At 68.8% G+C, this 25,687-nt stretch carries 26 protein-coding genes and 1 tRNA gene; 10 read left to right on the top strand and 17 right to left on the bottom strand.

All coding sequences use genetic code 11. The annotated features are described in order from the left end of the window. Positions 1–298: 298 nt before the first annotated feature. Positions 299–601: a hypothetical protein gene (locus tag QH470_RS09740; protein ID WP_280271959.1), complete on the bottom strand. Its 303-nt coding sequence runs from the start codon at positions 599–601 to the stop codon at positions 299–301. A 416-nt stretch (positions 602–1,017) separates the two neighbouring features. Continuing rightward, positions 1,018–1,215 (bottom strand): hypothetical protein, encoded by a 198-nt coding sequence (locus QH470_RS09735; RefSeq protein WP_280271958.1) that lies wholly within the window; start codon positions 1,213–1,215, stop codon positions 1,018–1,020. Positions 1,216–1,514: 299 nt separating this feature from the next. On the opposite strand from QH470_RS09735, the gene QH470_RS09730 reads away from it, so the two are divergent. The 4 genes from QH470_RS09730 (at position 1,515) to QH470_RS09715 (ending at position 5,199) form a co-directional block, all read left to right on the top strand. After that, positions 1,515–1,814, top strand: coding sequence for a hypothetical protein (locus QH470_RS09730; protein WP_280271957.1), 300 nt, complete (start codon positions 1,515–1,517; stop codon positions 1,812–1,814). Between the two features lie 94 nt (positions 1,815–1,908). Beyond that, positions 1,909–2,358, top strand: coding sequence for a helix-turn-helix transcriptional regulator (locus QH470_RS09725; protein ID WP_280271956.1), 450 nt, complete (start codon positions 1,909–1,911; stop codon positions 2,356–2,358). Positions 2,359–2,363: 5 nt separating this feature from the next. Beyond that, positions 2,364–2,774 (top strand): VOC family protein, encoded by a 411-nt coding sequence (locus tag QH470_RS09720; protein WP_280271955.1) that lies wholly within the window; start codon positions 2,364–2,366, stop codon positions 2,772–2,774. Positions 2,775–2,808: 34 nt separating this feature from the next. After that, positions 2,809–5,199, top strand: a complete 2,391-nt coding sequence (locus QH470_RS09715) for an excinuclease ABC subunit UvrA (RefSeq protein ID WP_280271954.1) — start codon at positions 2,809–2,811, stop codon at positions 5,197–5,199. 15 nt (positions 5,200–5,214) lie between these two features. Here the strand turns inward: QH470_RS09715 and QH470_RS09710 are convergent, their stop codons facing one another. The 4 genes from QH470_RS09710 to QH470_RS09695 all read right to left on the bottom strand — a co-directional run bounded on the left by QH470_RS09710 (position 5,215) and on the right by QH470_RS09695 (position 7,646). Next, entirely contained in the window at positions 5,215–5,601 is a 387-nt protein-coding gene (locus tag QH470_RS09710) for a hypothetical protein (protein ID WP_280271953.1), read from the bottom strand. 129 nt (positions 5,602–5,730) lie between these two features. After that, positions 5,731–6,048, bottom strand: coding sequence for a hypothetical protein (locus tag QH470_RS09705; protein WP_280271952.1), 318 nt, complete (start codon positions 6,046–6,048; stop codon positions 5,731–5,733). Between the two features lie 221 nt (positions 6,049–6,269). Then, on the bottom strand, positions 6,270–6,653 hold the full coding sequence (locus QH470_RS09700; protein WP_280271951.1) for an Rv1352/Rv1906c domain-containing protein: 384 nt from the start codon (positions 6,651–6,653) through the stop codon (positions 6,270–6,272). 450 nt (positions 6,654–7,103) lie between these two features. After that, the gene (locus QH470_RS09695; protein WP_280271950.1) at positions 7,104–7,646 is read right to left on the bottom strand and encodes an LppU/SCO3897 family protein; all 543 of its coding nucleotides are present in this window, start codon (positions 7,644–7,646) and stop codon (positions 7,104–7,106) included. Positions 7,647–8,039: 393 nt separating this feature from the next. Here QH470_RS09695 and QH470_RS09690 point away from each other — a divergent pair, with 393 nt between their 5' ends. Beyond that, on the top strand, positions 8,040–8,756 hold the full coding sequence (locus tag QH470_RS09690) for a hypothetical protein (RefSeq protein ID WP_280271949.1): 717 nt from the start codon (positions 8,040–8,042) through the stop codon (positions 8,754–8,756). 18 nt (positions 8,757–8,774) lie between these two features. Here QH470_RS09690 and QH470_RS09685 read toward each other — a convergent pair whose 3' ends face one another. Next, positions 8,775–8,957 carry a hypothetical protein gene (locus QH470_RS09685; RefSeq protein WP_280271948.1) on the bottom strand — a complete coding sequence of 61 codons (183 nt, stop codon included), beginning with the start codon at positions 8,955–8,957 and terminating at the stop codon, positions 8,775–8,777. Between the two features lie 262 nt (positions 8,958–9,219). Further along, a tRNA-Asn gene (locus QH470_RS09680) sits at positions 9,220–9,292 on the bottom strand. Between the two features lie 149 nt (positions 9,293–9,441). On the opposite strand from QH470_RS09680, the gene QH470_RS09675 reads away from it, so the two are divergent. Beyond that, positions 9,442–10,098: a response regulator transcription factor gene (locus QH470_RS09675; protein ID WP_280271947.1), complete on the top strand. Its 657-nt coding sequence runs from the start codon at positions 9,442–9,444 to the stop codon at positions 10,096–10,098. Then, positions 10,095–11,327: a sensor histidine kinase gene (locus QH470_RS09670; RefSeq protein ID WP_280271946.1), complete on the top strand. Its 1,233-nt coding sequence runs from the start codon at positions 10,095–10,097 to the stop codon at positions 11,325–11,327. Before QH470_RS09675 ends, QH470_RS09670 begins: the two co-directional genes overlap by 4 nt. Before the next feature lie 42 nt (positions 11,328–11,369). Here QH470_RS09670 and QH470_RS09665 read toward each other — a convergent pair whose 3' ends face one another. Both QH470_RS09665 and QH470_RS09660 read right to left on the bottom strand, forming a co-directional pair. Then, positions 11,370–11,759, bottom strand: coding sequence for a hemophore-related protein (locus QH470_RS09665; RefSeq protein WP_280271945.1), 390 nt, complete (start codon positions 11,757–11,759; stop codon positions 11,370–11,372). 127 nt (positions 11,760–11,886) lie between these two features. Continuing rightward, a complete protein-coding gene (locus QH470_RS09660) occupies positions 11,887–12,915 on the bottom strand; it encodes an FAD-dependent oxidoreductase (RefSeq protein WP_280271944.1) in 1,029 nt (342 codons plus the stop codon). 208 nt (positions 12,916–13,123) lie between these two features. On the opposite strand from QH470_RS09660, the gene QH470_RS09655 reads away from it, so the two are divergent. Together QH470_RS09655 and QH470_RS09650 are read left to right on the top strand one after the other, a co-directional pair. Further along, positions 13,124–13,660 carry a DUF8020 domain-containing protein gene (locus tag QH470_RS09655; RefSeq protein ID WP_280271943.1) on the top strand — a complete coding sequence of 179 codons (537 nt, stop codon included), beginning with the start codon at positions 13,124–13,126 and terminating at the stop codon, positions 13,658–13,660. 140 nt (positions 13,661–13,800) lie between these two features. Continuing rightward, positions 13,801–14,550, top strand: coding sequence for a thioesterase II family protein (locus QH470_RS09650; protein WP_280271942.1), 750 nt, complete (start codon positions 13,801–13,803; stop codon positions 14,548–14,550). Between the two features lie 6 nt (positions 14,551–14,556). Here QH470_RS09650 and QH470_RS09645 read toward each other — a convergent pair whose 3' ends face one another. The 3 genes from QH470_RS09645 to QH470_RS09635 all read right to left on the bottom strand — a co-directional run bounded on the left by QH470_RS09645 (position 14,557) and on the right by QH470_RS09635 (position 17,369). Next, positions 14,557–15,402 (bottom strand): 1-acyl-sn-glycerol-3-phosphate acyltransferase, encoded by an 846-nt coding sequence (locus QH470_RS09645; protein WP_280271941.1) that lies wholly within the window; start codon positions 15,400–15,402, stop codon positions 14,557–14,559. Between the two features lie 267 nt (positions 15,403–15,669). Further along, complete coding sequence (locus tag QH470_RS09640; RefSeq protein WP_280271940.1) at positions 15,670–16,290, bottom strand: MBL fold metallo-hydrolase; 621 nt, start codon at positions 16,288–16,290, stop codon at positions 15,670–15,672. After that, complete coding sequence (locus QH470_RS09635; protein ID WP_280271939.1) at positions 16,287–17,369, bottom strand: S-(hydroxymethyl)mycothiol dehydrogenase; 1,083 nt, start codon at positions 17,367–17,369, stop codon at positions 16,287–16,289. Before QH470_RS09635 ends, QH470_RS09640 begins: the two co-directional genes overlap by 4 nt. A gap of 335 nt (positions 17,370–17,704) precedes the next feature. On the opposite strand from QH470_RS09635, the gene car reads away from it, so the two are divergent. Further along, positions 17,705–21,208: a carboxylic acid reductase gene (gene car / locus QH470_RS09630; RefSeq protein WP_280271938.1), complete on the top strand. Its 3,504-nt coding sequence runs from the start codon at positions 17,705–17,707 to the stop codon at positions 21,206–21,208. 34 nt (positions 21,209–21,242) lie between these two features. Here the strand turns inward: car and QH470_RS09625 are convergent, their stop codons facing one another. From QH470_RS09625 to pdhA, 4 genes are all read right to left on the bottom strand, one after another. Then, entirely contained in the window at positions 21,243–21,881 is a 639-nt protein-coding gene (locus QH470_RS09625; protein WP_280271937.1) for a nicotinamide mononucleotide transporter family protein, read from the bottom strand. Between the two features lie 272 nt (positions 21,882–22,153). Then, positions 22,154–23,545 (bottom strand): dihydrolipoamide acetyltransferase family protein, encoded by a 1,392-nt coding sequence (locus QH470_RS09620; protein ID WP_280271936.1) that lies wholly within the window; start codon positions 23,543–23,545, stop codon positions 22,154–22,156. A gap of 36 nt (positions 23,546–23,581) precedes the next feature. Beyond that, the gene (locus QH470_RS09615; protein WP_280271935.1) at positions 23,582–24,565 is read right to left on the bottom strand and encodes an alpha-ketoacid dehydrogenase subunit beta; all 984 of its coding nucleotides are present in this window, start codon (positions 24,563–24,565) and stop codon (positions 23,582–23,584) included. 20 nt (positions 24,566–24,585) lie between these two features. Beyond that, complete coding sequence (gene pdhA / locus QH470_RS09610; protein ID WP_280271934.1) at positions 24,586–25,677, bottom strand: pyruvate dehydrogenase (acetyl-transferring) E1 component subunit alpha; 1,092 nt, start codon at positions 25,675–25,677, stop codon at positions 24,586–24,588. Between the last annotated feature and the right edge of the window lie 10 nt (positions 25,678–25,687).

Here is a 25,687-nt window from a genome sequence, read left to right as displayed (position 1 = left end):
CCGCATCACCTCCGCGGGGGGGGGGGGGGCGCCCCCCGGGGCGCGCCCCCCCCCCCCCCCGGCGCGGGGAAACCCCGGGCCCCCCCCCCCCCCCCCCCCCCGGCGGGGGGGGGGGGGTGGGGCGCGCGGGCGGCGGCGGCGCGGGGGGGGGGGGGGGGGCGCCGGGGGGGGGGGCCCCCCCCCCCCCCGCGGAGGTGATGCGGTCCCTGCTCGGCGCCTTGCAGCCCTCGCGGCGACCGGTCATCGGAATGTATTCGAGCTGAACGGGTTTCATGTCCGGCCGACTCCGGAGTGGAGCCTAGCGGCTGCCGTACGGGTTGTGCGGGCGGTAGGGGCCGCCCGGGTAGCCGTATCGGTCCAGGTAGGGCGACCGGCGCCGGGTCTGCGAGTCGGTGCCGCCGGCATCGCCGAAGCCGGTGCCGTTGGCGTTGCTGCCGTAGTTCTCCCGGGTGCCGCCGTTGCGGGTGCCCGAGTGGTTCTCGCTGTTGCCCGAGGTCGAGCCGCCGGGCGCCGCGAAAGCCGCCGGTGCGACGGTAGCCGGGACCACCGTCAGGGCGCCCACGATCAGGGTTCCGGCGATTATCCGATGTGCTGTGCTCATCGCTGTGTCCTTCATGAGTGCGGCGAGGCTCCGGCCGGGCGCCGTGTTGCACCTGACTAATGTGCCGCCATTTGATGGTACATAGAGTCGAGGTGAGAAGGAAGGGGTTTTTGTGGGCTATGCGGGGGAGGCGGGAAAGAAGGGTAGACGCGCTAGCGGTTTGCGCCACCGGATCGTGGTACGTCACGGAGCGGTCCGTTGGTGGCCTGCTGTAGCGCAGGGCGACGGTGGTTGCCGGATGTGGCGGGCTCTGCGCTGAGGTGGGCGAAATGCCTTGCGTTGCAAAACTTCCTGGCGCAATTCGGTGCGAACTTAGTCGAAAAGTGTTGCGGCAGAGAGGTTTATGCCTTGCGTCGACACGCTGTTGAGGGCGAGTATTACTCACCACGCCGCACTCGCCGTATGGGGCTGCGAACCTAACGGTCGTGCGGCAGGATCCGCAATGTCGCGACCACTCCCACGGTGACCGCGGCCGTAGCGATCGCGGTGGTGGGTGCGGAGCGTGTCATTACGCCGATTCCGAGCAGTGCAATCAAACAGATCATCGCAGCCAGAATCGCTGATCCGCTGTTCACCCCCGCCAATCGCGCGAGTGAATGCTTCATGGCTGTCATAGAGAGGGTGTACCCGGGAGAGCGGTTATCGAAACGTTATCTTCGGTACCGGACCGTCGGCTGTTCGCGCGGAGTGCAGAATTATGTTCTGCCACAAGGCGTTTGCCTCCATCGACGAGTTGCGTCCATCGAAAGGTTTGTGGCGGTACAACTTACGTCGCACAGATCGTATCGACCGATCGGATCTGTTTGTCGCTGTCGTGCACGGGTACCCACCGATTTAGGCGGCGAGGTCGGCTTCCGTAGCAGTGAGATCCGGCATCGTCATCAATCCGATGTGGCGGGGAGAGTAGGTCCGGATGGATGATCTGCAACGCAGGATTCTAACCACTGTCCAGCACGCTCGGCGCGGACTGGACGAGGCCGACGCGCGGCTGATGGAGCGTCGCGCGGTGGATCTGCGTGCCGAGATCGACGACGCCGACTACGGCCCGGCCGACCGCCTCCGGCTCATCGCCTGCTGTTCCGAGGCGCAGGCGACCGCGCGATGGGTGCTCGGCCGGCCGAGCACCACGCTGCCGCCCATGCGCGGCCCCTCGAATCGCGGCCGTCGGTATCGGTGGCCCAGTTACGATCGCGGACTTCGCGCGGGCCGGTGAGGCCGTTTCCCGAGGTAGCCGGGTTCCGGCGCGCACCGGCGCATGTGCGACGTTCGCGGTTTACTTGTCGGTGGCGTATGGCACGATTTGCTAGGTGACCAGCAAACCATCTCCTCGGCAGCACCTCCGCGATCTCGCGCTGCTGCGCCGGGTTCGCGACCGGATCGACCGGGACTACGCGCAACCGTTGGATGTGGAGGCGCTGGCCCGCGGGGTGAATATGTCGGCCGGGCATCTGAGCCGCCAGTTCCGGCTCGCCTACGGCGAATCGCCGTACTCCTACCTCATGACCCGGCGCATCGAGCGCGCCATGGCGTTGCTGCGCCGCGGCGATCTCAGCGTCACGGAGGTCTGTTTCGAGGTCGGCTGCTCCTCGCTCGGCACGTTCAGCACCCGCTTCACCGAATTGGTGGGCATGCCGCCCAGCACCTACCGCCGTGAGGCGGCGGAGGCGACCGTGGGCATGCCGCCCTGCGTGGCCAAACAGGTCACCAGACCGATCAGGAATCGAGAAGCTCCGGTCAGCACGTCGCAGCTAGCGTGATTGCCATGGACATCACCATCAATCACAGCTACCTGCCGCAAGACGACCCCGAAGCCGCGCTGGCCTTCTACCGTGACGTGCTCGGCTTCGAACTCCGCAACGACGTCGGCTACAACGGGCTGCGCTGGCTCACCGTCGGCCCGCCGAACCAGCCCGACGTGTCCATCGTCCTGTATCCGCCGGGCGCCACTCCGGGCCAGACCGACGACGAACGCCGCACGATCGCCGAGATGATGGCCAAGGGCACCTACGCCAGCATCAACCTGGGCACCAAGGATCTCGACGGCGCGTTCGAGCGCCTGCAGACCGGTGACGCCGAAGTGATCCAGGAGCCGACCGAGCAGCCGTACGGGATTCGCGACTTCGCCGTTCGGGACCCCGCGGGCAATATGGTCCGTGTCCAGGAACTGCCCTGAGCAGTCGGACCGGCCCCAGCAAGAAAGAGGCACCATGACCAAGGCCACCACGACGGAGGCGAGACCGTCTGCGCCGAGCGCCGCCGACAGCCACGAGTTGATTCGCGTGCACGGCGCGCGAGTGAACAATCTGCGGGATATCAGCGTCGAGATCCCCAAGCGTCGGCTCACGGTGTTCACCGGCGTATCCGGTTCGGGCAAGAGTTCGCTGGTGTTCAGCACGATCGCCGCGGAGTCGCAGCGGCTGATCAACGAGACCTACAGCGCGTTCGTGCAGGGTTTCATGCCGACGCTGGCGCGTCCCGATGTCGATGTGCTCGAGGGGCTGACCACGGCGATCATCGTCGATCAGGAGCGGATGGGTTCGGACCCGCGCTCCACGGTCGGCACCGCCACCGATGCCAATGCCATGCTGCGCATCCTGTTCAGCCGGCTGGGGCAGCCGCACATCGGGTCGCCGCAGGCGTTCTCCTTCAACGTGGCCTCCATCAGTGGCGCCGGGGCGGTGACCGTGGAGCGCAACGGGGCCCAGGTGAAGGAGCGGCGCGAGTTCAGCATCACCGGCGGCATGTGCCCGCGCTGTGAGGGCCGCGGCTCGGTCAACGACATCGACCTGACCCAGCTCTACGACGAGAACAAGTCGCTCAACGAGGGTGCGCTCACCATCCCCGGCTACAGCATGGACGGTTGGTACGGCCGCATCTTCACCGGCTGCGGCTTCTTCGATCCGGACAAGCCGATCAAGAAGTACACCAAGAAACAGCTCAACGACCTGCTCCACAAGGAGCCGACCAAGATCAAGGTCGATGGCATCAACCTCACCTACGAGGGCCTGATCCCGCGGATCCGCAAGTCGATGCTGTCCAAGGATGTCGACGCGCTGCAGCCGCACATCCGCGCCTTCGTGGAGCGCGCGGTCACCTTCCAGGTCTGCCCCGAGTGCGGCGGCACCCGGCTCAGCGAGGCGGCGCGGTCCTCGAAGATCGCCGGGGTCAGCATCGCCGACGCCTGCTCGATGCAGATCACCGACCTCGCCGAATGGGTTGCCGGGCTGGACGAGCCGTCGGTGGCGCCGCTACTGGACTCGCTGCGGCACACTCTCGACTCGTTCGTCGAGATCGGCCTGGGCTACCTCTCGCTCGAGCGGCCGGCGGGCACCCTGTCCGGCGGTGAGGCGCAGCGGGTGAAGATGATCCGGCACCTCGGCTCCTCGCTCACCGATGTCACCTACGTCTTCGACGAGCCGACCGCGGGTCTGCATCCGCACGACATCCAGCGGATGAACGACCTGCTCCTGCGGTTGCGCGACAAGGGCAATACGGTGCTGGTCGTCGAGCACAAGCCGGAGACCATCGTGATCGCCGACCACGTCGTGGACCTCGGTCCCGGCGCGGGCGCGGGCGGCGGCACCGTCTGCTTCGAGGGCACCGTCGAGAAGCTGCGCACCAGCGGCACCATCACCGGCCGCCATTTCGACGACCGCGCGGGTCTGAAGAAGTCGGTGCGAAAGTCGACCGGCGCCTTGGAGATTCGCGGCGCGAACGCGAACAACCTGCAGGACGTGAATGTCGACGTGCCGCTCGGCGTGCTCTGCGTCGTGACCGGGGTCGCGGGTTCGGGCAAGAGTTCGCTGATCCACGGTTCCGTCCCGGCCGCGGCGGGAGTGGTGTCGGTCGACCAGACTCCGATCCGCGGCTCGCGGCGCAGCAACCCGGCGACGTACACGGGCCTGCTCGACCCGGTCCGCAAGGCGTTCGCCAAGGCCAACGGCGTGAAGCCGGCCCTGTTCAGCGCGAACTCCGAGGGCGCCTGCCCCAACTGCAACGGTGCCGGTGTGGTCTACACCGACCTGGCGATGATGGCGGGGATCGCCACCACCTGCGAGGTCTGCGAGGGCAAACGGTTCCAGGCCGCGGTGCTCGATTACCACCTGGGCGGCCGCAATATCGCCGAGGTGCTCGCCATGTCTGTCGACGAGGCCGAGCGGTACTTCGCCGACGGCGAGGCGCGCACACCGGCCGCGCACAAGATCCTGGAGCGGCTCGCCGATGTCGGCCTCGGCTATCTCACCATCGGCCAGCCGCTCACCACGCTGTCCGGCGGCGAGCGGCAGCGGCTCAAGCTGGCCACCCATATGGGCGACAAGGGCGGCATCTACGTTCTCGACGAGCCCACCACGGGCCTGCACCTGGCCGACGTCGAGCAGCTGCTCGGCCTGCTCGACCGCCTGGTGGAGTCCGGCAAGTCGGTCATCGTGATCGAACATCACCAGGCCGTCATGGCGCACGCCGACTGGATCATCGACCTCGGCCCCGGCGCCGGTCACGACGGCGGGCGCGTGGTGTTCGAAGGCACCCCCGCCGATTTGGTCGCCGACCACACCACCCTGACCGGCAAACATCTGGCCGCCTACGTCGGTGGCTGAGCCGCGCTCGAGCCATCACCTCGTCGGCTCGACCCGCTCGAGCAACCACCGGGGTCCGACCGTGCCGGCTCCGAGGGCCTCCACCCGTCCTCGGAGTCCGCGGTCGGCCGTCACCACGGTGATCGGACCACCGCCGCTGTCGACCGCCTCCGCCACCACGCCGACGATCGCGTCATCGCCCGACCCCTCCGCCGACACGATTCGCAACCGCGGAAACTCCTCGCCCGCAGCGGCTTTCGCCGCCCCTTCGAGCACGACGACCACCTCCGGCAACTCCGTACTCGCCTCGAGCGCCGCGAGCAACCGCCGCGCCGCGCCCGCACGATCCCGCCACCACCCATCGGGCCGGGACCCCACCACATTCGCGGCATCCACGACGATCACCCCGCGCTCGTCCGACATGCGGTCCTCCCGTTGCCCGTCCTCCACACGGCCAGAACCTACTACAACTACAGCCCCGGACCGGCGGAGAATTTCCGCTGGTCCGGGGCTGAAGTCCGGACTATCCGAGGGTTTCTGTGCGCCGAAGGCTCAGGCGCACACCCGATTCAGCTCATCCGTGGCAGGAGTCAGATCGGTGACATTCTCATCGATCAAGGCATCGGCATAACCGGTGATCACGTCCCTTTCCTCGCCCACGGCCACCGCCGCCACACCCGTCAACCGCTCGGACAAGGCCCGCGTCGTGGCATCGTCCATGGTCCCCCCACTGGTGTCGACCGCGGCATTGATCAGCTCGATAGCCTTGGCACAACTGGGCGACATCGCCCGCGCGGGAGCCGCGGGCACAACCTGCAAAACGGCGGCCGCCGTCGCAGTCAACAGAACAGCGGAGAAGAGCTTGATCATGATGTCCTCTGGGAAACTCAACCGATAAGGCCTACGGCTCCGAGGAGCCGACCTCTCGACCGCAAACTTTAGCGTGGTACCGGGCGGACCTGAGATACGTCGGGTGTTTCAATGTCCGTTGGGTTGCCGCGGATTGGTCACTTATCGAAATTAGCTGCCCGACAACGTGACCGACACGCCGCCCGGCAGAGAAGACCGGGCGGCTGCCTGAATTTGGAACGTCAGCTTCCGAAGCTGCCCGACGGCGGTCGGGCCGGGGCAGGCGCAGGAGCAGCAGGCGCGGGCGCCGGAGCGGCGAGCGTCCACGACGAACACCCGCTCGTCTTGAATGCCACATCCGACGATGAGATCCGGACCGTGGTCGCGCCCTTCCCGTAATCATTGGCGATGATCGAATCCACGGTGCCGTCCAGGTTCTTCGCCCGCTCCCAGTAGCACCCGTACCGGCCGTCCGCCGGTCCTGCGGTGCGGTAGGTGCCCGGCTGGATATCCACCCCCACCACGTAGGTCCCGTCTCCGGGAATGGAGGTGGCGGGTTCGGCGTGAGCGGTGGCAGCGAGCATGAGGGCGGCGGTCGGGCCGAACAGAAGGGCGAGCTTACGCATTAGGTTCCTTTGTTTCGGGGAGTTCCAACTCGACAGCGTGTCTGGTGGGAAGGCCTGTGAGGTAGGGCATTCCGACCTGCGGTCGGTAGAGGCGAGCCCCCTACTGGACCGGGGCCTGGAGGGTGGATCCCGCTTTCTCGACCGCCTGCACGAGGCAGGGGCATCCGACGAGACGATCAAGGTGCTTCGGGAAAGCCTGTTCCCCGGGGCGAAAGGCGATCGGCTGCCGCTGGATCAGATCGAAGACATCCGAGACCACGCGGCGGAACAACACGGTCCGGATACGCGGTTCGAGCCGTTGCCCGGCGGCCGTGGGGTCAAGGTGCACACGATCGATGAGATGGATACGGACGTCGACGGCCGCGCAGCGGTTGCCAGACGGGTTGACCGCGTGGGATTTCCGCGGGCCGGTGGCCGGGAACCGCGGGCACTACAACACGCCCGGGGCTATCAGGGTGGCGTCAGACAGTACACGGCGTCGTATATGCCCTGGCCCGGCGGATTGGCATTCGCCCCGAGTAGCTTCAGTCGCCATCCGGAGATCTTGGTGGTGCCGGGTGTACCGGCGCAGGTCTGCTGAGTGAGCGGCGCGGTATCGAACCGAGCAAGTACCCGCAAGGCGCCGGGTGACGTGCACGGCACCCGCTCTCCTTTGATCCCCTCGCCCACGCGCACACAGTCGCCGGGCCGCGCCATGTTGATACCGTTCGCAGGATCACGACCGGCGACGCCCAGACAGACCTTGCTCGTGCTACTTCCGGTGTAGGACAGATAGGTGTCGTACACCCCTGGCACGGGTCGGCAGTCCGCATCTGCTCCGGGCAGTCGTTCGAGGACGATGTGCGTGGCGGTCGGACTGCCACACGGCACCTCGATGAGCCTGCTCGCGCCTTCTTTCACGCAGTCGCCCTTGTCGGCGATATCCGGCGGCGTGCTGGTCTTCAGCGCCGCCACGGAGGACGTAGACGGCACGGCGAAGCCGGGCTCCGACACGGCGCATCCACATGCGGCTATAAGCAGTCCCAGGGCACCGAGAGCCAAGAGGCTCCAGCCGGAAACACGAGGGGGCAAGCGCAGCATAGAAGCACGGTAATCCGGGTGCCACCGGCCCGTATCCGGGAAATCGCCAGTGCCACGAGCCGTGAAATATCAGCCGACCGGATCGGCGACGCCCTCCGACAACCTGTTCCGCGCCGCGTGTCTCGTCCGGTGAGGCCCCGTAGACCGGCGATTCACGTGTTACACCGGGCGTCTCGGGCAGCTCAGAATGCGAGTGGTGGGCCGAAGCCTCGCCCGAGACCCGGGCGGCGGTGCAGGGGTGCGCGGCGCGTCCGGTTCACCTGGCAAGGGCGGGTCCGGACGCGGACGTTCCAGAAGGGTGTCGGTATGGGTGTCTTCGAGACCCAGGACAGCGAGGCGAAGCCATATCACAGCAGCGATGTAAATCTACATCGTCCGCTCGGGCTCGAGGAGTTGTGGCCCTACATCGCAATGGCAGAATCCTCGATTCGGCTCATCCTCGACGCGGTAGGAATAGGACGATTCGACACCATTCCCCGGCTCGAAAAAGAATTGCGCGATCTCGGAATAATCGACCAGCCGGATACGCCTGAGGGTAAAGGCGAGGCGGTGGAATCGTACTTGGCCAAGCGCGGTGAGGTAGCAGAATTCCAGGAGTACCTGGAGAATCAGCAGAGAGGATTGCTGACTTTCATGACCCAGGTCAGTGTCGAGGATACGCAGACCCGGCTCGAGGCGTCGATCCGGCGGCAGGTCGGTGACCTCGACACCTACCTGCGTTCTGTGGACCTGCGATGGTTGTCGGCATCGGTGTCCTTTTACGATGTTCTCCGCCGCGTCGGTAACACCATGATGGAGGTGGAAGACCTCGCCTGGGATGTCTACGAGGAATACCTGACAGCTGTGGAAGAGTGGAACGACGCCAACCCGGATCGGCAGGTCGACCCGGACGGGGTTCCGCCGCGATTCCCGCGGTCCGACGATGGCATAGTGGCCACGAGACCCGGCGCTCCGCCGTCCGACGATGGTATATACGCCACCGACCCCGGCGCTCCGCCGCCCGAGAAGGGCTACCCGACATAACAGCTCAGTGGAACTCGCCTAGCCGAAGTCGGCCACCAAATCCATGATCATGGCGAATTCCTCCGGAGTCGTGCGTGCCGTCCGCTGACTAAATCCGAGCCGGACAGATTCATCGAAAATATGGTCGATGCCGCGCTGGCGGAATTCTATCGATACGGTGGCAGAGGCTCCGCCGGCGGGGGCGCGGGCCGCAGCGACCACAGCGCGACGTTGCTGTCGGGGTGAGAGTCGGTGCCGGGCAGCATGTCGTAGAAGGGGGCATTCACGCGAGAGCGCCACCGAGCGGCACTACATCGTGTCGCCCGAGCAGGCCCGAATTCGCCGGCGGTGGTCGAACTCGGGTTGGGGCTGGGAATGATCAGCTGACGAAACCCCGGCGCTGAATTCTTGGCGTATTCTTGGTGAAAGCCCAGTCCGACCGGACTGGGCTTTCGGCTGTCAGCGCTTGACCTGGCGTTTTATGCTCCCCCATCTGGACTCGAACCAGAAACCTGCCGATTAACAGTCGGCTGCTCTGCCAATTGAGCTATAGGGGACTGTGGTGGCTCGTTGTGTTGGGCGGGCCGAGGAGAAACTTTAGCGTATGGGTTGTCGGGGGCCCAAATCGGGGCTCTAGCTGGGGGTTCTTCGGGGTGGGGCGGAGTCCTCACAGGGACCTGACAGGGGGGCGGGGGAGGATTGGCGGGTGCGGGTTCTTGTGGTGGAGGACGAGCGGTTGCTGGCCGATGCGATCGGGGTGGGGTTGCGGCGGTATGCGATGGCGGTGGATGTGGTGTACGACGGGGGTGCGGCGTTGGAGCGGGTGGGGGTGAACGATTACGACGTGGTGGTGCTGGACCGGGATCTGCCGGTGGTGTGCGGGGACGAGGTCTGCGAGCGGGTGGTCGAGACGGGGGGTGTGGCGCGGGTCCTGATGTTGACGGCGGCCACGGCGGTGCCGGACCGGGTGGCGGGGCTGGGGCTGGGCGCCGACGACTACCTGACCAAGCCGTTCGCGTTCGCTGAACTGGTGGCGCGGGTGCAGGCGCTCGGGCGCCGGTCGCGCCCGGCGACGCCGCCCGTGCTGGAGCGTTCCGGGGTGCGGCTGGATCTGCACCGGTGCTCCGTTACCCGCGACGGGACGCCGGTCGCGTTGTCGCGCAAGGAGTTCGCCGTCCTGGCCGAGCTGCTGCGGGCGGATGGGGGAGTGGTGTCGGCCGAGCAACTGCTGGAGAAGGCATGGGACGAGAACATCGATCCGTTCACCGGAGTGGTGCGGTACACGATCATGATGCTGCGGCGGAAGCTGGGCGATCCCGATCCGATCGCGACCGAGCCCGGCGTGGGCTACCGCGTCCGGTGACGCGGCGGCTGCGCCCGACCATCCGGTTCCGGCTGACCCTGCTGTACGCGGGAGCGTTCTTCCTGGCCGGCGCCGTGCTGATCGCGGTCATGTACTTCTCGCTCGAGCAGTGGCTGGGGCGGCGGCCGAACGGCGGTGCGCAGCTGATCGTGCGCGAGTATCTGGGCGCGCCGCAGTTCCGGGTCCGGATGGGCGCGGTGGACGAGTTGGCCTCCGCGGTCGCCGCCCAGGCCGAGGCGGAGCGGCGCGCCACCATGCACGCCATGCTGGGTTGGTCGCTGGCGGCGCTGGGAGCGGTCGGGGTCGCGGCGACCGGGCTCGGGTGGCTGCTGGCCGGGCGGGTGCTGGCGCCGCTGCAGCAGATCAGCGCCACCGCCCGCCGAGTGGCCGACCACAGCCTGCACGAGCGCATCGCACTCGACGGCCCGCGCGACGAAATCACCGATCTCGCAGACACTTTCGACGCCATGCTGGAGCGGCTGGACCGTTCGTTCGACAGCCAGCGCCGCTTCGTCGCCAACGCCTCGCACGAACTGCGTACACCGCTGACCATCAACCGCACCCTGCTCGAGGTCGCGCTGGACCGGCCCGACGCCCCGGAACCGTTGCGGCAGTTGGGAATCACGCTGCTGGAGGTGAACCGGCGCCACGAACGACTCATCGACGGACTGCTGGTGCTGGCCGGGAGCGAGCAGCGGCTGACCGAGCACCGCGCGGCCGACCTCGCCGATGTCGTTCGCCACGTCGCCGCCATCGCCGCGGAACAGGCGAGCGCGGCCGGTGTGGAGTTGCGTACCGAGCCGGAATCGGCTCCGGTCATCGGTGACCCGCTGTTGCTGGAACGCTTGGCGCACAACCTGTTCGACAACGCCATCCGATACAACCGGGAGGGCGGGTGGGTCGCCGCGCGCACCGGAATACACGACCGCGGCTGTCGGCTCGTCGTCGAGAACACCGGCCCGGAGGTCCCGGAATACGACCTCGACGGCCTGTTCGAGCCCTTCCGCCGACTGACCTCCACCACCCGTCGATCCGACGCCGCCACCTCTCGCGGTGCGGGACTGGGATTGTCGATCGTGCGATCGGTCGCCCACGCACACGGCGGCACGGTGACCGCCGTCGCCCGTGCCGGAGGAGGACTGCGAATCACCGTCGACCTCCCGCCGGCCGCCACGCCCGTGCCCGGTACCGCCGGGATGCCGGAAGATACCGGGGCACAGCAGCTTTGACTCAGGCCCGAGCGCACCCCCGATGCGCTCGGGCACAACCGGTCAGTACCCGTGGCAGGTGTCGGCCACCACCCGCATCTGCTGCGGCAGTCCGGCGAATCGCGGATCGTCGCGCAGGATGATCCGGCCACGGCCCTCCTCGGGCGGCGGGCCGCCGTCGCCGCGCTCACGGATGATCATCTTGCGCTGCTCCGGCGGCACGGAGAACATGCGCTCGAACTTCGCGCGGTGATCGGGGTGCTCGTCGAGATAGGTCGCGAACTGCGGGGCGTGGTCGCGCATGGCCGCCTCGACCTGCGCCGCCGAACACGTCGTGTCCGCCAGCGGATGCCGCTCGCCCGGCTGTGCCGACGCCGTCCCCGCCACTGCCACCACTCCGGCGCACGCGGCCGTCATCAGCAGCGCGCCCCGCATGAATCTCCTCGCCGACATCTCGGTCCTTTCACTCGGCTGTCCGGCCACCGGAACCGGTAGCTCCGGCGCCCAGTCCACCAGCGGACCCGTTTGCCCGGCGTTAGGCCGGTGTGGCGCAACCGAATCGGTCCGAGATAGGCCGCGACTACTTCCGCGGCCGCTCGTACAACCGGGCGATGCGGTCCCGCTCCTCGACCAACTGCCGACGACGTTCCGCCATCGCCGCGGCGGGATCCGCACCGGTGCTCAGCGCGGCAACGAGGGCGGCCGCGTCCTCGATGGCATCGCGGGCGCCCACACCGGCGGCGGGGGTGAGGGCATGGTCGGCGTCACCACAGAGGAGGACGGGGGCACGCGGCGTCGCCGCGTCGGCGAGCGGCACATTGCGGGCGTTGATGACTCGTACCGTGTCGGTCTCGTTCACCATGGCGTCGACAATGGGCGCGATGGCCGGGGCGGACAGCCGCACGGCCTCGGCCCAGTCCCGCACCGGGTGCGTCCCGATCTCCTCGGGCGGCAGCTCGGGCTGGGTGATGCGGCAGAACCACACGGCCACATCGTCGTTCCAGAAGTGGCCGAAGGTGCTCGCGGGGAGGGTCCCCGTGCCCACCCGGCCTTGAAAGTGCAGGACCGAGGGCGCGCTGTCCGGCCGCACGGGGACGCGGGTGGTGCCGTAGACGACTGTTTGCCCGGCATATTCGGCCGACCGGGCGGGCTCGAGCCGGGCGCGGGCGAGCGAGTCGGTGCCGTCCGCTCCGATGATCAGATCGTCGGTGGCGACGGACGTGGCGCCGCTGACCAGGGTGCCGGTGGCGGGGTCGAGGTCGGTGATCGCGATCCCGTCGTGCCGCCGCGCGCCCGCGGACGCGGCGAACTCGTCCAGGACGCGCATGAGGTCGTCGCGGAAGTACAGGCGGTGACCGTCGCTGGGCCGTGTGCGCTCGTTCTCCGTGTAGGCGATGCGGATCGCGGTGAGTGGGTGCGAGACCTTGTGCAGCGGGTCGACCGGCACGCCGAGGCTGTGCAGCGCCGCGTGCGCGCGCCCGTCGAGGACGAGGAACTGCCCATTGCGCGGGAGCGCCTGCCGCTCGTACACGGTGGCCGGGCGACCGTGCCGAGCCAGCGCTCCGGCGAGGACGGTGCCGGCGATACCGCCGCCGATGATCGTGACCATGTGGTGGCTCCTAGCGTTCGGCCGAGCGATGGGTATCCACTGACTGCCTTCGATCCGAGGGGAACGATACCCGGGCATTGTCGTGAGGTAACCACGAGATTTCGGAAACCGACCGCTGCGCAGGGTTTTTCGCGGGAGAATGAATGCGGCCGAGATCCGGCCTGGGGAATATCGGCTGTTACCGGGCCGATGGAATTAGGGGAAGGCAATGAGAGCCAAGCGAATCGCTGCTACCGCCCTGCTCGCGATCGGGGCCACCGGCGTCACCGCGGGAGTCGTCGGGGCGGCGCCCGCACCGGCGGCCGAGCCGGGTATCAGCGGTGTCGACCACGGCATCGCCTACGTATCCGCGCCCACCGCGGACCACACCGGAGTGACGACCACCGTCGCCACCGGCAGTTTCGCGCTCGCCCCGGACGGCCGGGCGGTCACGCTCACCGACGTCGCGGGCCGCGAGGTCGTTACGGTACCGCTGGCCGTGCAGGGCGCGGGCGGAACCGTCGGCCTGACACCGCGCATCGACCCCGCCGGCCGCACCCTGACGTTGACCGCGAATTCCGCCGCGGCGCAGAACATCGACGAGGCCGAGACCGAGGCGCGCAAACAGCACAACGCGGTGGTCGGCGCGCTCATCGGCGCCGGCATCGGCGCGGTCATCGGGTTCTTCCTCGGTGGCGTCGGCGCGCTGGTGACGGTGCCGATCGGGGCCGGTATCGGCGCGCTGATCGGCTACTCCACGCCGTAACCGGGCACCGGTGCGCCCGAACTCGACGGGAATCCCTGCCTGGCCGCAAGGGTTTCGCGCCGTACGGCCGGGACGTCCGGTGGCCGGAGAGACCGAACCTCGCGACAATGTCGGATGACACACCGCACGAGGGGGTTTCGATGACCGACGGACAACGGACAGCCGGGGCTTGGGTGCGGCGGTTCCACCCGCGCGACGATCCGGCCGCGCGGCTGGTCTGCCTGGCGCACGCCGGGGGCTCGGCGACATACTTCCACCCGGTCTCCCGGATGGTCGCGCCCGCGCACGAGGTGCTGGCCGTCCAGTACCCCGGACGGCAGGACCGCCGCCACGAGCCCTGCGTCGAGAGCGTGCCGGAGTTGGCGGAAATCGTTGCGGCGGAGCTGGTTCCGTGGCTCGATAGGCCGCTGTACCTGTTCGGGCACAGCATGGGCGCCTCGGTGGCGTTCGAGGTGGCGCGGCTGCTGGAGGCGCGCGGTACCGGTCCGGCCGCCCTGTTCGTCTCCGGCCGCCGGGCGCCGTCGCAGGTACGCGTCGAGACCGTGCACCGCCTCGACGACGCCGGTGTGCTGGCGGAGATGCGGCGGCTCGACGGCTCCGACGCCCGGGTCCTCGACGACGACGAGATGCTGCGCGCGATCCTGCCCGCCCTCCGAGCCGACTACAAGGCCGCCGAGACCTACCGCGGCACGGACGGCGCCACCGTCTCCGCGCCGATCCACGCCCACATCGGCCTGCACGACCCGAAGGTGACCCTCGCGGAGGTGCGCGCCTGGCGCGACCACACCACCGGCGGTTTCGAACTCACCACCTACGACGGCGGCCACTTCTATCTCGGCGAGCACGCGTCCCGGCTGGTGGCCTCGATCGAGGCGGTGATGTCGTCCTGACCGCCCTCACACGATTCCGGCGAGTCCCGACAGCGGCCCCGGCAGGTCGGCGAGGTGCCGTTTGATGCCTGTCGCAACGGGATTGGGGATCTCGGCGCGCAACCGATCGAGTTCGCGCTGCATGGTGTCCACGGTCTCGCGGTAGCAGGCGTCCACCTCCGCCGCGTTCTCGGGATCGCCGGGTTCGGTGGACCAGTCCAGCGGCGGCAGGAAGCTCAGTTGCACGGTGGCGGGCAGCGGAACCTGCGGCACGATCGGCGCGAAACCGAACGGCACGCCGACGGTGTAGGGAAATACCTTGGCGCGCAGCAGTTTATCGAGGCGCAGTAGCCGCGCAGTGCGCTCGCCGCGGCTGACGATGAAGATGGAGTCGTGACCGCCGGTGGCGACGGCGGGGATCACCGGGACGCCGAGTTCCAGTGCGAGACGGATGAATCCCTTCCGGTCGGCGAAGTCGATGCGGCCACGGTCGGTCCACGGGCGGCAGGCCTCCCAGTCGCCGCCGGGGTACACCAGCACGGCGCCGCCGTCCTTCAATCCCGTCGTCGCGGCCTCCCGCGAGGCGGGCAACGCGCCCAGATCGCGCAGGCTGTCACCGAGAACCGGTGTGCGCAACAGGATTTCGTGCGCCAGACCGAAACTGGGTTCGATCGGCCGGCGGTCCATCATCGTCAGCAGCGTGATCCACACTTCGGGCGCCCAGTAGATCGACGAGTGGTTGCCGATGATCAGTGCCGGACCGGATTCCGGCACGTGCTGCGCGCCGGTGACCGTCGGCGTGAAGTAGTTGGTGTAGGCCCGCGCCAGGGGGAGCAGCGGGTGGTTCGGATCCGGAATCTTCCGGGTGGTCATGGGTAGCGTTCCTGTCTGTCGAGTCGCCGACGGACGGCGGCACGCCACAACCGGTCCGGCACCGAGTGGTGCCGGACGGAACCGAATTGCCCCTGGTCACATCCCCATTGATATTCCCTGATGGTCGCGCGTACGCGGACCGGCACGGTGCTTGCGCATCGTCTGCACGACCGATGCCGGTCACCGTCCTCCTGTGCTGCCGAGATTACCAACCCAAGCGATTGCTTGGCAGTTGATGTGCGAAATTCAACAGGACCGGCGTATCGGTCAGTGACCCCGGTGGATCCACTCGCTGAGGTGTGGCGCCTCGGCGCCGATGGTGGTGGAGTCGCCGTGCCCGGTGTGCACGATCGTGTCCCCCGGCAGTGCCAGCAACCGGGTCCGGATGGACTCGATGATGGTGGGGAAATGGGAATACGACCGTCCGGTCGCGCCTGGGCCGCCCGAGAACAGCGTGTCGCCGGTGAACACGGCCTGCTGCTCGGCCAGGTACAGGCTGCAGCCTCCGGGCGAGTGGCCCGGCGTGTGCAGTACCTGAATCGCCGTGTCGCCGACCGGAATTCGCTGACCGTGTGCCAGCGGCTGGTAGTCGACCTCGGGATGCACAGCGCGCCAGAGCATGTCGTCGGCGGGGTGCAGCAGGATCGGCGCTCCGGTCGCCGCGGCCAGTTGCGGTGCGACGTTGATGTGGTCGTTGTGGGCGTGGGTGCAGAGCACCGCCGTGACCCGGCGGTCGCCTACCGCGGCGAGCACGGGCGCCGGGTCGTGGGCGGCGTCGATGATCACCGCCTCCGTGTCGGTGCCGACCACCCAGACGTTGTTGTCGACATCCCAGCAGCCGCCGTCCAATTCGAAGGTGCCGGAGGTGACCACGCGTTCGATGTTCACAGCACCACCACCGAGCGCAGCACCTCACCGTGGTGCATGGTGGTGAACGCCTGTTCCACCCCGTCGATCGGGATGCGTTCGGTGACAAAGCGTTCCAGCGGTAGGCGGCCCTGGCGGTACAGGTCCAGCAGCATCGGGAAATCGCGTTCGGGCAGGCAGTCGCCGTACCAGGAGGACTTCAACGCGCCACCACGGGAGAAGAAGTCGATCAACGGCATGTCCAGGCGCATGTCCGGTGTGGGTACGCCGACCAGCACCACGGTGCCTGCCAGGTCGCGGGCGTAGAACGCCTGCTTCCAGGTCTCCGGGCGGCCCACGGCGTCGATCACGACGTCCGCGCCGAATCCGCCGGTCAGCTCCTGCACCCGCTCGACCACATCGTCACCGGCCCGCAGGGTGTGCGTGGCCCCGAGTTCGGTGGCCCACTCCAGTTTCCGGGGATCGCGGTCGATGGCGATGATCGTGGTCGCGCCGGCCAGCCGGGCCCCGGCGACGGCGGCGTCGCCGACGCCACCGCAGCCGATCACCGCCACCGAGTCGCCGTAGCGCACGTTGCCGGTATTGATGGCCGCGCCGAGCCCGGCCATCACACCGCAGCCGAGCAGCCCGGCCACCGCCGGATCGGTGTCCGCGTCGATGACGGTGCACTGGCCCTCGTGCACCAGGGTCTTGTCGGCGAACGCGCCGATGCCCAGCGCGGGAGTGAGGGCGGTGCCGTCGGACAGCGTCATCGGGCGGCTCGCGTTGTGCGTGTCGAAGCAGTACCAGGGCTTGCCGCGCTTGCACGCCCGGCAGGCGCCGCATACCGCACGCCAGTTCAGCAGCACCCGGTCGCCGGGCCGCACATGGGTGACGGAATCGCCCACGGTCTCCACGACGCCCGCGGCCTCGTGACCGAGCAGGAACGGGAACTCGTCGTTGATGCCGCCCTCGCGATAGGTGAGGTCGGTGTGGCACACACCGCACGCCAGCACCCGCACCACCACGTCGCGCGGCCCCGGATCCGGGACGACGATGTCGACGATCTCGACCGGTGCTCCGGCGCCGCGGGCAACGACGCCGCGAACCTTCTGGGACATGGACCTCTCCTCACTGACACCGCCCGCCGCGGCGCACCACCTCCTCGGATCGTAGCGGCGTCCGGCTGTTTCGATGGCCGAGATGACGCGGCCACGCCCTCGGGAAATGCCTCGAAAAGTACAAAACGTCCAGCGTGACGCACGCCTCAATCGCGCCTAGCTCGGGCGATGCCGCGGCGCCCGGCGATCCTCTTGACAGTGTGTCGCAGGCGGCGCGACCGTAGAGATAGTTAGCGTGGGTAAATTAATTGCCGCGGGATGTGCTTGCCCCGCGCGCATCGACTGTCGAACAGGTTGCCGGACAACTCGGAGAGGTCGGGATGGACGTCTTGGGGATGGATATCACGCAGGAGCAGGAACGACTGGTACGGCGGGCGACGGAGCTGATCGGGCGCGACGAGCAGATTCGCGCCGCGCTCCCGGACGACGCCGTGAGCAAGGCCGTGCAGGCGCCCGGACTGGGATCGGCGCAGGTGGTGGCCGCTCTCATGGAGGGGTATGCCGATCGGGTGGCGGTCGGTGAGCGCGCCGTCGAGTATGTCGCCGACGACAGCGGACACCACCGCGCGCGGCTACTGCCCCGCTTCGACACCCTCACCTACGGACAGTTGTGGGAGCGGGTGCGGGCGCTGGCCGCCGCCTGGCATCATGATCCCGAACGGCCCACGCGGGCAGGTGATTTCGTCGCCGTTCTCGGATTCACCAGTGTCGACTACACCATCGTCGACCTCGCCTGCACCTACCTCGGGACGGTCGGGGTGCCGCTGCAGGCGGGCGGATCGCTCGCGCAGCTGACGCCGATCGTCGCGGAAACCGAGCCGCGCGTGCTCGCCACCGACGTCGAACAGCTCGGCGCCGCAGTCGATCTGGCGCTCGATGCCGCGTCCGTGCGCTCGCTGGTCGTCTTCGACTACCACGCCCGCGACGACGACCACCGCGCCGCGCTCGCGGCCGCTCGCGCCCGGCTGTCGGGTGGCCCGGTGCGCGTCGAGACGCTCGACGAGGCGCTGGACCGTGGCCGCGCGCTGCCACCCGCGCCGCTGCGCACCGGCGCGGACGAGGACGATCTCGCGCTGCTGATCTACACCTCCGGCAGCACCGGAACACCCAAGGGCGCAATGTATTCCGAGCGGATGCTGGCCCGGATGTGGCGCAGCGGCGGCGACCATCCGCTGCCAACTGTCGGTTTCAGTTACATGCCGATGAGCCATGTCGCCGGCCGGGCGTCGCTGATCGGCTGCCTGGCGGTCGGCGGCACCGTGTACTTCGCGGCCCGCAGTGATATGTCGACGCTGTTCGAGGACCTCTCGCTGGCCCGGCCGACGCTGGTGTTCTTCGTGCCGCGCGTGTGCGACATGGTGTTTCAGCGTTTCCGCAGCGAGGTCGACCGCAAGGTGGCGGCCGGCGGCGATCCGGCGGGCGTCGAGCGGGAAGTGAAAACCGAACTGCGCGAGCACTTCCTGGGTGGGCGGCTGCTGCTGGCGCTGATCGGCAGCGCGCCGGTGTCGCGGGACATGCGGGCGTTCATGGAGTCGGTGCTCGAGATCGGGATGTTCGACGGCTACGGCGCCACCGAGACCGGCGGCGGAGTGCTGCTCAACAATCGGTTGCAGCGTCCGCCGGTGCAGGACTACAAGCTGGTGGACGTCCCGGAACTGGGGTATTTCGGCACCGACAAGCCGTATCCGCGGGGCGAGTTGCTGATCAAGGCCGAGACGCTGGTATCGGGCTACTACAAGCGGCCGGAACTGAACGCCGAGATCTTCGATGCCGACGGCTTCTACCGCACCGGCGACGTCATGGCCGAGATCGGACCCGACCAGCTGGTGTATGTCGATCGGCGCAACAACGTGCTGAAGCTGTCCCAGGGCGAGTTCGTGGCGGTGTCGAAGCTGGAGGCCGTCTACGCCGGTAGTCCGCTGGTCCGGCAGATCTTCGTGTACGGCTCCAGTGAGCGCGCCTTCCTGCTGGCCGTGATCGTGCCGACCGCCGCGGCGGTGTCCGCGTATCCGGAGGTCGCCGACCTGAAGGCGGCGATCGGGGAGTCACTGCAGCGGGTGGCCAAGGACGCCGGACTCGAGTCCTACGAGATTCCGCGCGACTTCCTGCTGGAGACCGAGCCGTTCAGCATGGCCAACGGGCTGCTGTCGGGCATCGCGAAGCTGTTGCGGCCCAAGCTGAAGGAACGCTACGGGCCGCGGCTGGAACAGCGGTACGAGGAACTGGCGCGCGCACAGGAGGACGAGCTGTCCGCGCTGCGCTCGGCCGCCGCCGAGCTGTCCGTGCTGGATACGGTCGGGCGCGCCGCCAAGGCGCTGCTGGGCTGTGCCGGAACCGATCTGACGCCCGACGCGCATTTCGCCGACCTCGGCGGGGACTCGCTGTCGGCGCTGTCGCTGTCGAATCTGCTGCGCGAGATCTTCGGCGTCGAGGTGCCGGTGAGCGTAATCGTCGGTCCGGCAACGGATCTGCGGGCGCTGGCGGCGTACATCGAGACCGAGCGCCGCACGGGCGGCACCCGTCCCTCGGCGGAGTCGGTGCACGGCAGCGGCGCCGAGATCCGGGCCGCGGACCTGACGCTGGACAAGTTCGTCGACGCGGCGACACTCGCGGACGCGCCGCGCCTGCCCCGTGCTCCACGTCCGCCGCGAACGGTGCTGCTGACGGGCGCCAACGGCTATCTGGGCCGGTTCCTGTGCCTGGAATGGCTGGAGCGGCTGCACGATTCGGGCGGCACGCTGATCTGCGTGGTCCGCGGCCGGGACGCCGCGGCGGCGCGGGCACGGCTGGACGACGTCTTCGACAGTGGCGATCCGGAGCTGCTGCGGCGCTACCGCGAGCTGGCCGACGGCACGCTGGAGGTGCTCGCGGGCGATATCGGTGAGCCGAATCTCGGTGTGGGCGAGGCGGACTGGCGGCGGCTGGCCGATACGGTCGACCTGATCGTGCATCCGGCGGCGCTGGTGAATCACGTGCTGCCCTACGACCAGCTGTTCGGACCCAACGTCGTCGGTACCGCGGAGGTGATCCGGCTGGCATTGACCGGGCAGTTGAAGCCGGTGACCTACCTGTCGACGGTCGGCGTGGCCGCGCAGGTGGATCCGCAGCGGTTCACCGAGGACGGCGACATCCGCGAGATCAGCGCGCGCCGCTCGCTCGACGACAGTTACGCCAACGGTTACGGCAACAGCAAATGGGCCGGTGAGGTGCTGCTGCGGGAGGCGCACGACCTGTGCGGGCTACCGGTGGCGGTGTTCCGCTCGGATATGATCCTGGCGCACAGCCGGTACGCCGGTCAGTTCAACCTCCCCGACATGTTCACGCGGCTGCTGTTGAGTGTGCTGGCGACCGGGGTGGCGCCGAAGTCGTTCTACCGGACCGATTCCGGCGGCCATCGGCAGCGCGCGCACTACGACGGCCTGCCCGCCGATTTCACCGCGGCGGCGATCACCACCCTCGGGGCCCGGGTCGACACCGGCTTCGAGAGCTTCGACGTGCTCAACCCGCACGACGACGGCCTGTCGCTGGACGTGTTCGTGGACTGGCTCGTCGCCGCCGGTCATCCGATCGAGCGCATCGACGACTACGGGCGGTGGCTGTCCCGGTTCGAGACGGCGTTGCGGGCGCTGCCGGAGACACAACGCCGCCACTCGGTGCTCCCGCTGCTACATGCCTACCGCGAGCCGGACGTGCCGATGCCGGGAGTGGTATTGCCCGCCAAGAAGTTTCAGGCGGCCGTGCAGCAGGAACGGATCGGCGCGGCCGCGGACGTCCCGCACCTGACTGCGGCGCTGATCGGGAAGTACGCGGACGATCTGCGCCTGCGCGGGCTGCTGTGAACGGGCCGTGCGGGGGTGCTGCCCGCTAGGCCGTTCACGTGGTTATCGGGTCCGGCCGCCCGAGCAGGCGCTGCCGGGCCCGGTATTCGCGACGCCAGCGGGCGAAGCCGATCATGACCATGACGAAGAACAGGCCGTAGACCGCGCCGGAGACGTACAGGCCGGAGTTGAAGGCCAGCGGCACACCGACCAGGTCGACGAGCATCCAGATGATCCAGAAGTCGACCAGGGCGCGGCTCTGCGCGAAGGTCGCGATCGCGCTGCCGACGAAGATGTACGCGTTCGCCCACGGGGACCACGCGATATGCAGCCAGGTCAGGTGAATGAACAGCTCGGCCACCAGCACGGTGCCCAGGGCGAGCACGGTGAGCAGGACGGCGCGTTCGCGCGCGGTCGCCGGGCGGACCAGCAGGCCGCCGTGGTCGCGCCGGCCGCGGGTCCAGGAGATCCAGCCGTATCCGGCCAACGCGCAGAACAGGATCTGCTTGAGCGCGTTTCCGGGCACGTGCGCGTCCAGCGAGGCGGCGAGCAGCAGCAACGCGCCCGCCAACTGCACCGGCCAGGTCCACATCGTCTTGCGCATGGCCAGCCAGACCACGGTCAGCGACAGGATGTTCCCGATCAGGTCGGTCCAGAGGATGTGCTCGCCGAAGAGCTGGAAACCCGCGTCCACCTCACATCGAACCCGGCCTGTGCGGTCACTATTCCGAGCGACGCGGCAGATTCTGCCGCGAGTCCGCCGCGAGTGGATGCTCAGGCCGGGGTGACGGGTGGCTGGTGGCCTGGCCCGTCACCCCGGCGGTACTCCCGCCGCCCGGGGTGGGGATCGGGTCCCTCGTGCACTTGTGGCGCTCCGGCGGGAACCCCGGCGTCCGCTGTCGGGAAGCGGGCACTGGCGCCGGGGTCGGCGGGTATGCCGGTGGTCGGGAAGCTGTGCGCGCCGGGCTAGGTGACGATGCGCAGCGGGTGTTCCAGCAGTTCCTGCAGGTGCCGCAGGAACTGGGCCCCGACGGCGCCGTCGATCGCGCGGTGGTCGGCGGACAGGGTCACCCGCAGGATCTTGCGGGCGACCACCTCGCCGTCCGCGAGGCGCAGTTCCTCCTGGGCGGCGCCCACGGCGAGGATCGCCGACTCCGGCGGGTTGATCACGGCGGTGAACTGCTCGATGCCGAACATGCCCAGGTTCGAGATGGTGAACGTGCCGCCGGACATCTCGTTCGCGCGTAGCTTGCGGTCGCGTGCCCGCCCGGCCAGATCCCGGGTCTCGGCCGCGATCTCGGAGACGCTCTTGCGGTCGGCATCGCGGATCACCGGCACCAGCAACCCGGCCGGTGTTGCCACCGCGACGCCGAGGTGAATCCCGTGGTGGCGCAACAGTTTGTCACCGGCGAAGGAGACGTTCACGGCCGGTTCCGCGCGCAGCGTCGCGGCCACGGCTTTCACCAGCAGGTCGTTCACGCTGACCTTGCCCTTGCCCGCCGCCTCCAGCGTGGCGTTGATCTCGCCGCGGAACGCCAGCAACTCGGTGACGTCGATCGCGCTGGTCAGATAAATGTGGGGCGCCTGCTGCATGCTGTCGGCCAGCCGCTTGGCCGACACCTGCTGGATCGTGGTCAGCGGCACGTCGTCGTACGCGCCGGATGCCGGTGCGGAACTCCCGGATCCGCCGATGGCGCCCTCGGCTGGTTCGTTGTGCGCCGGGCTCGCGGATCGGCCGTCCGGGCGGGAGTTGCCCGCGGCTTCGGTGCCGGGTCGTTGTGCGGAATCGTCTGCGGCACGGGCGGATTCGACATCCTGGCGCGTGATCCGGCCGCCGGGGCCGGTGCCCGTGACCGCCGCCAGATCTACGCCCAGCTCGCGAGCGATCTTGCGAGCCAGCGGAGACGATTTGGGCCGCCGCTCGCCGCTCGTCGCACCGCCTGCCGCACCGCCCGCCGGACCGCCCTGCGAATCGGCAGCCCGGACCGACTGTGCGCCGGTGTCCGCAGCTACTCCGTCATGAACAGAACCACGCGCACCAGGGACCTCGCCCGGGGTGCCGCCGGTCGCCGGACTCGAAGCGGCCGAAGCGCCTTGTGCGCCTGCGGAAGGCGAGGGCGCGGTCCCGTCCCCGACAATGGCGATCGGCTCGCCGATCGGGACCCGGGCGCCCGCGTCGGCGAGGATCTGCTCGAGTACGCCGTCGTCGTAGGCCTCCAATTCCATGAGGGCCTTGTCGGTTTCGATCTCGGCGAGCACCTCGCCGCGGGTGACCTGGTCGCCGACCTGCTTGAGCCAGGACGCGATGACCCCGTCCTCCATGGTGTCGGACAGGCGGGGCATGGTGATTTCAGGCAATGTGGGTGTCCTTCGGAGTGGGCGTGCGGGCGGCGCTCACCGGCGGCGGCCCACGGCCGCAAGGGTTTCCACCGCGGCGGTGTACAGCGAATCGGCGGAGGGGAGCGCGAGCCGCTCCAGCGGCTTGGCGTAGGGTAGCGGCACCTCGGCCATCGCCACCCGGCGCACGGGCGCGTCCAGATAGTCGAAGGCGCCGTCGGAGATCGAGGCGGCGACCTCGGCGCCGATACCGTAGGTGAGCCAGTCGTCCTCGCCGATCACCGCGCAGCCCGTCTTGCGCACCGATGCCACCAGGGTGTCCCGGTCCAGCGGCCGCAGGCTGCGCAGATCGATCACCTCGGCCGAGATCCCCTCCGCGGCCAGCCGTTCGGCCACCTGCGTGGCGACCGTGGCCATCCGCGAGTAGCCGATCAGCGTGATGTCCGTGCCCGGCCGCGTGACCGCGGCCTTGCCGATCTGTACCGGCGGAAGGTTGTCGGGCACTTCGCCTTTGGTGTTGTAGAGCGACAGATTCTCCAGGAACAGCACCGGATCGTCGTCGGTGATCGCCGCCTGCAGCAGCGCGCGGGCATCGGCGGGCGTACTCGGCGCGACCACCTTCAGGCCGGGCACGAAGGCGTAGTACAGCTCGATGTTCTGCGAATGCGTCGCGCCGAGTTGCTGACCGCCGCCGCCGGGAGTGCGGATCACCATCGGCACACTGGTCTGGCCGCCGAACATGCCGTAGATCTTGGCGGCGTGGTTGACGATCTGGTCCAGCGCGAGCAGCGAGAAGTTGATCGTCATGATCTCCACGACGGGGCGCAGCCCGAGCATGGCCGCGCCGATGGCGGCGCCGACGAAACCCTCCTCGGCGATCGGTGTGTCGCGCACCCGCTTCTCGCCGAACTCGGCGAGCAGACCGGCGGTGATCTTGTAGGAACCCTCGAAGACGCCGATCTCCTCGCCGATGAGCAGGATGTCGTCGTCGCGGCGCATCTCCTGGCGCAGGGTGTCGCGCAGGGCCTCGCGATAGGTCATGACAGGCACGGTGGCAGTCCTCAGGCTGTGAAGAGCGGGTCGGCGGGCAGGCGGCGGGAATCGCCGGGCACCGGGGTGGCGTAGTTGTAGTCGAACAGGCTGTCCGGCTCCGGGTGCGGGCTGGCGTCGGCGAATGCCACCGCCGCCTCGACACCCTCGCGCACCTCGGCCTCGAGGTCGGCGGTGTCCTGTTCCGACAGCACCCCGGCCGCGACCAGTTCGGCCGCGAACCGGACGATCGGATCGTGCTCGCGGGCGGCCGAGACGTCCTCGGCGGAACGGTATTTCGCCGGGTCGACCACCGAATGCCCCTTGAGGCGGTGACTGACCGCCTCCAGCAGCGCCGGTTTGCCTTCGCGCCGAGCGCCTTCCAGCAGTTCGGCGGCGACATCGCGGACCGCCAGCACGTCGGTGCCGTCCACCCGCTCGCCGCGCATCCGGTAGGATTCGGCCCGCTTGTACAGGTCGGGTTCGGCCGACGACCGCTCGACCGTGGTGCCCATGCCGGTCCGGTTGTTGATCACCAGGAACAGCACCGGCAGCCGCCACAGCGCCGCGATGTTCAGCGACTCGTGGAAGGCGCCGATATTCGTGGTGCCGTCGCCCATCTGGCACACCACGACATCGTCGCCGCCGCGGTAGTCGATGGCCAGCGCTGCGCCGACGGCCAGCGGGACCTGACCGCCCACGATGGCGTAGCCGCCCAGCAGCCGGGTCGCGGTGTCGTACATGTGCATCGACCCGCCCCAGCCCTTGGAGGTGCCGGTGGTGCGGCCGTACAGCTCGGCCATCACGCGGCCGGGCTCGATGCCCTTGGCCAGGGCGTAGCCGTGTTCGCGGTAGTTCGTGAACAGATAGTCGGTGGGCCGCATGGCCGCCGCCAGGCCGACGACGGTGGCCTCCTCACCGAGATTGAGGTGGCAGTAGCCGCCGATCTTGGCCTGCTGGTAGCTCTGCGCGGTGCGCTCCTCGAACCGGCGCACGAACAGCATGTCGCGGTAGAGCCCGCGCAGTGTCTTCGGGTCCTCGTCGGCGAACCTGTTGTCCGCCTTGGCTTCCGGCTTGGGGGCGGCCTTGCGTGCGCTCTTGCGCGGGGCGGTGGTCGTGGTCACGGGTGGGACT

Source organism: Nocardia wallacei (assembly GCF_029868745.1).
Taxonomy (GTDB): domain Bacteria; phylum Actinomycetota; class Actinomycetes; order Mycobacteriales; family Mycobacteriaceae; genus Nocardia; species Nocardia wallacei_B.
Note: the sequence above shows the minus strand (reverse complement) of the source record. Positions and strands in the feature narration are given on the sequence as shown.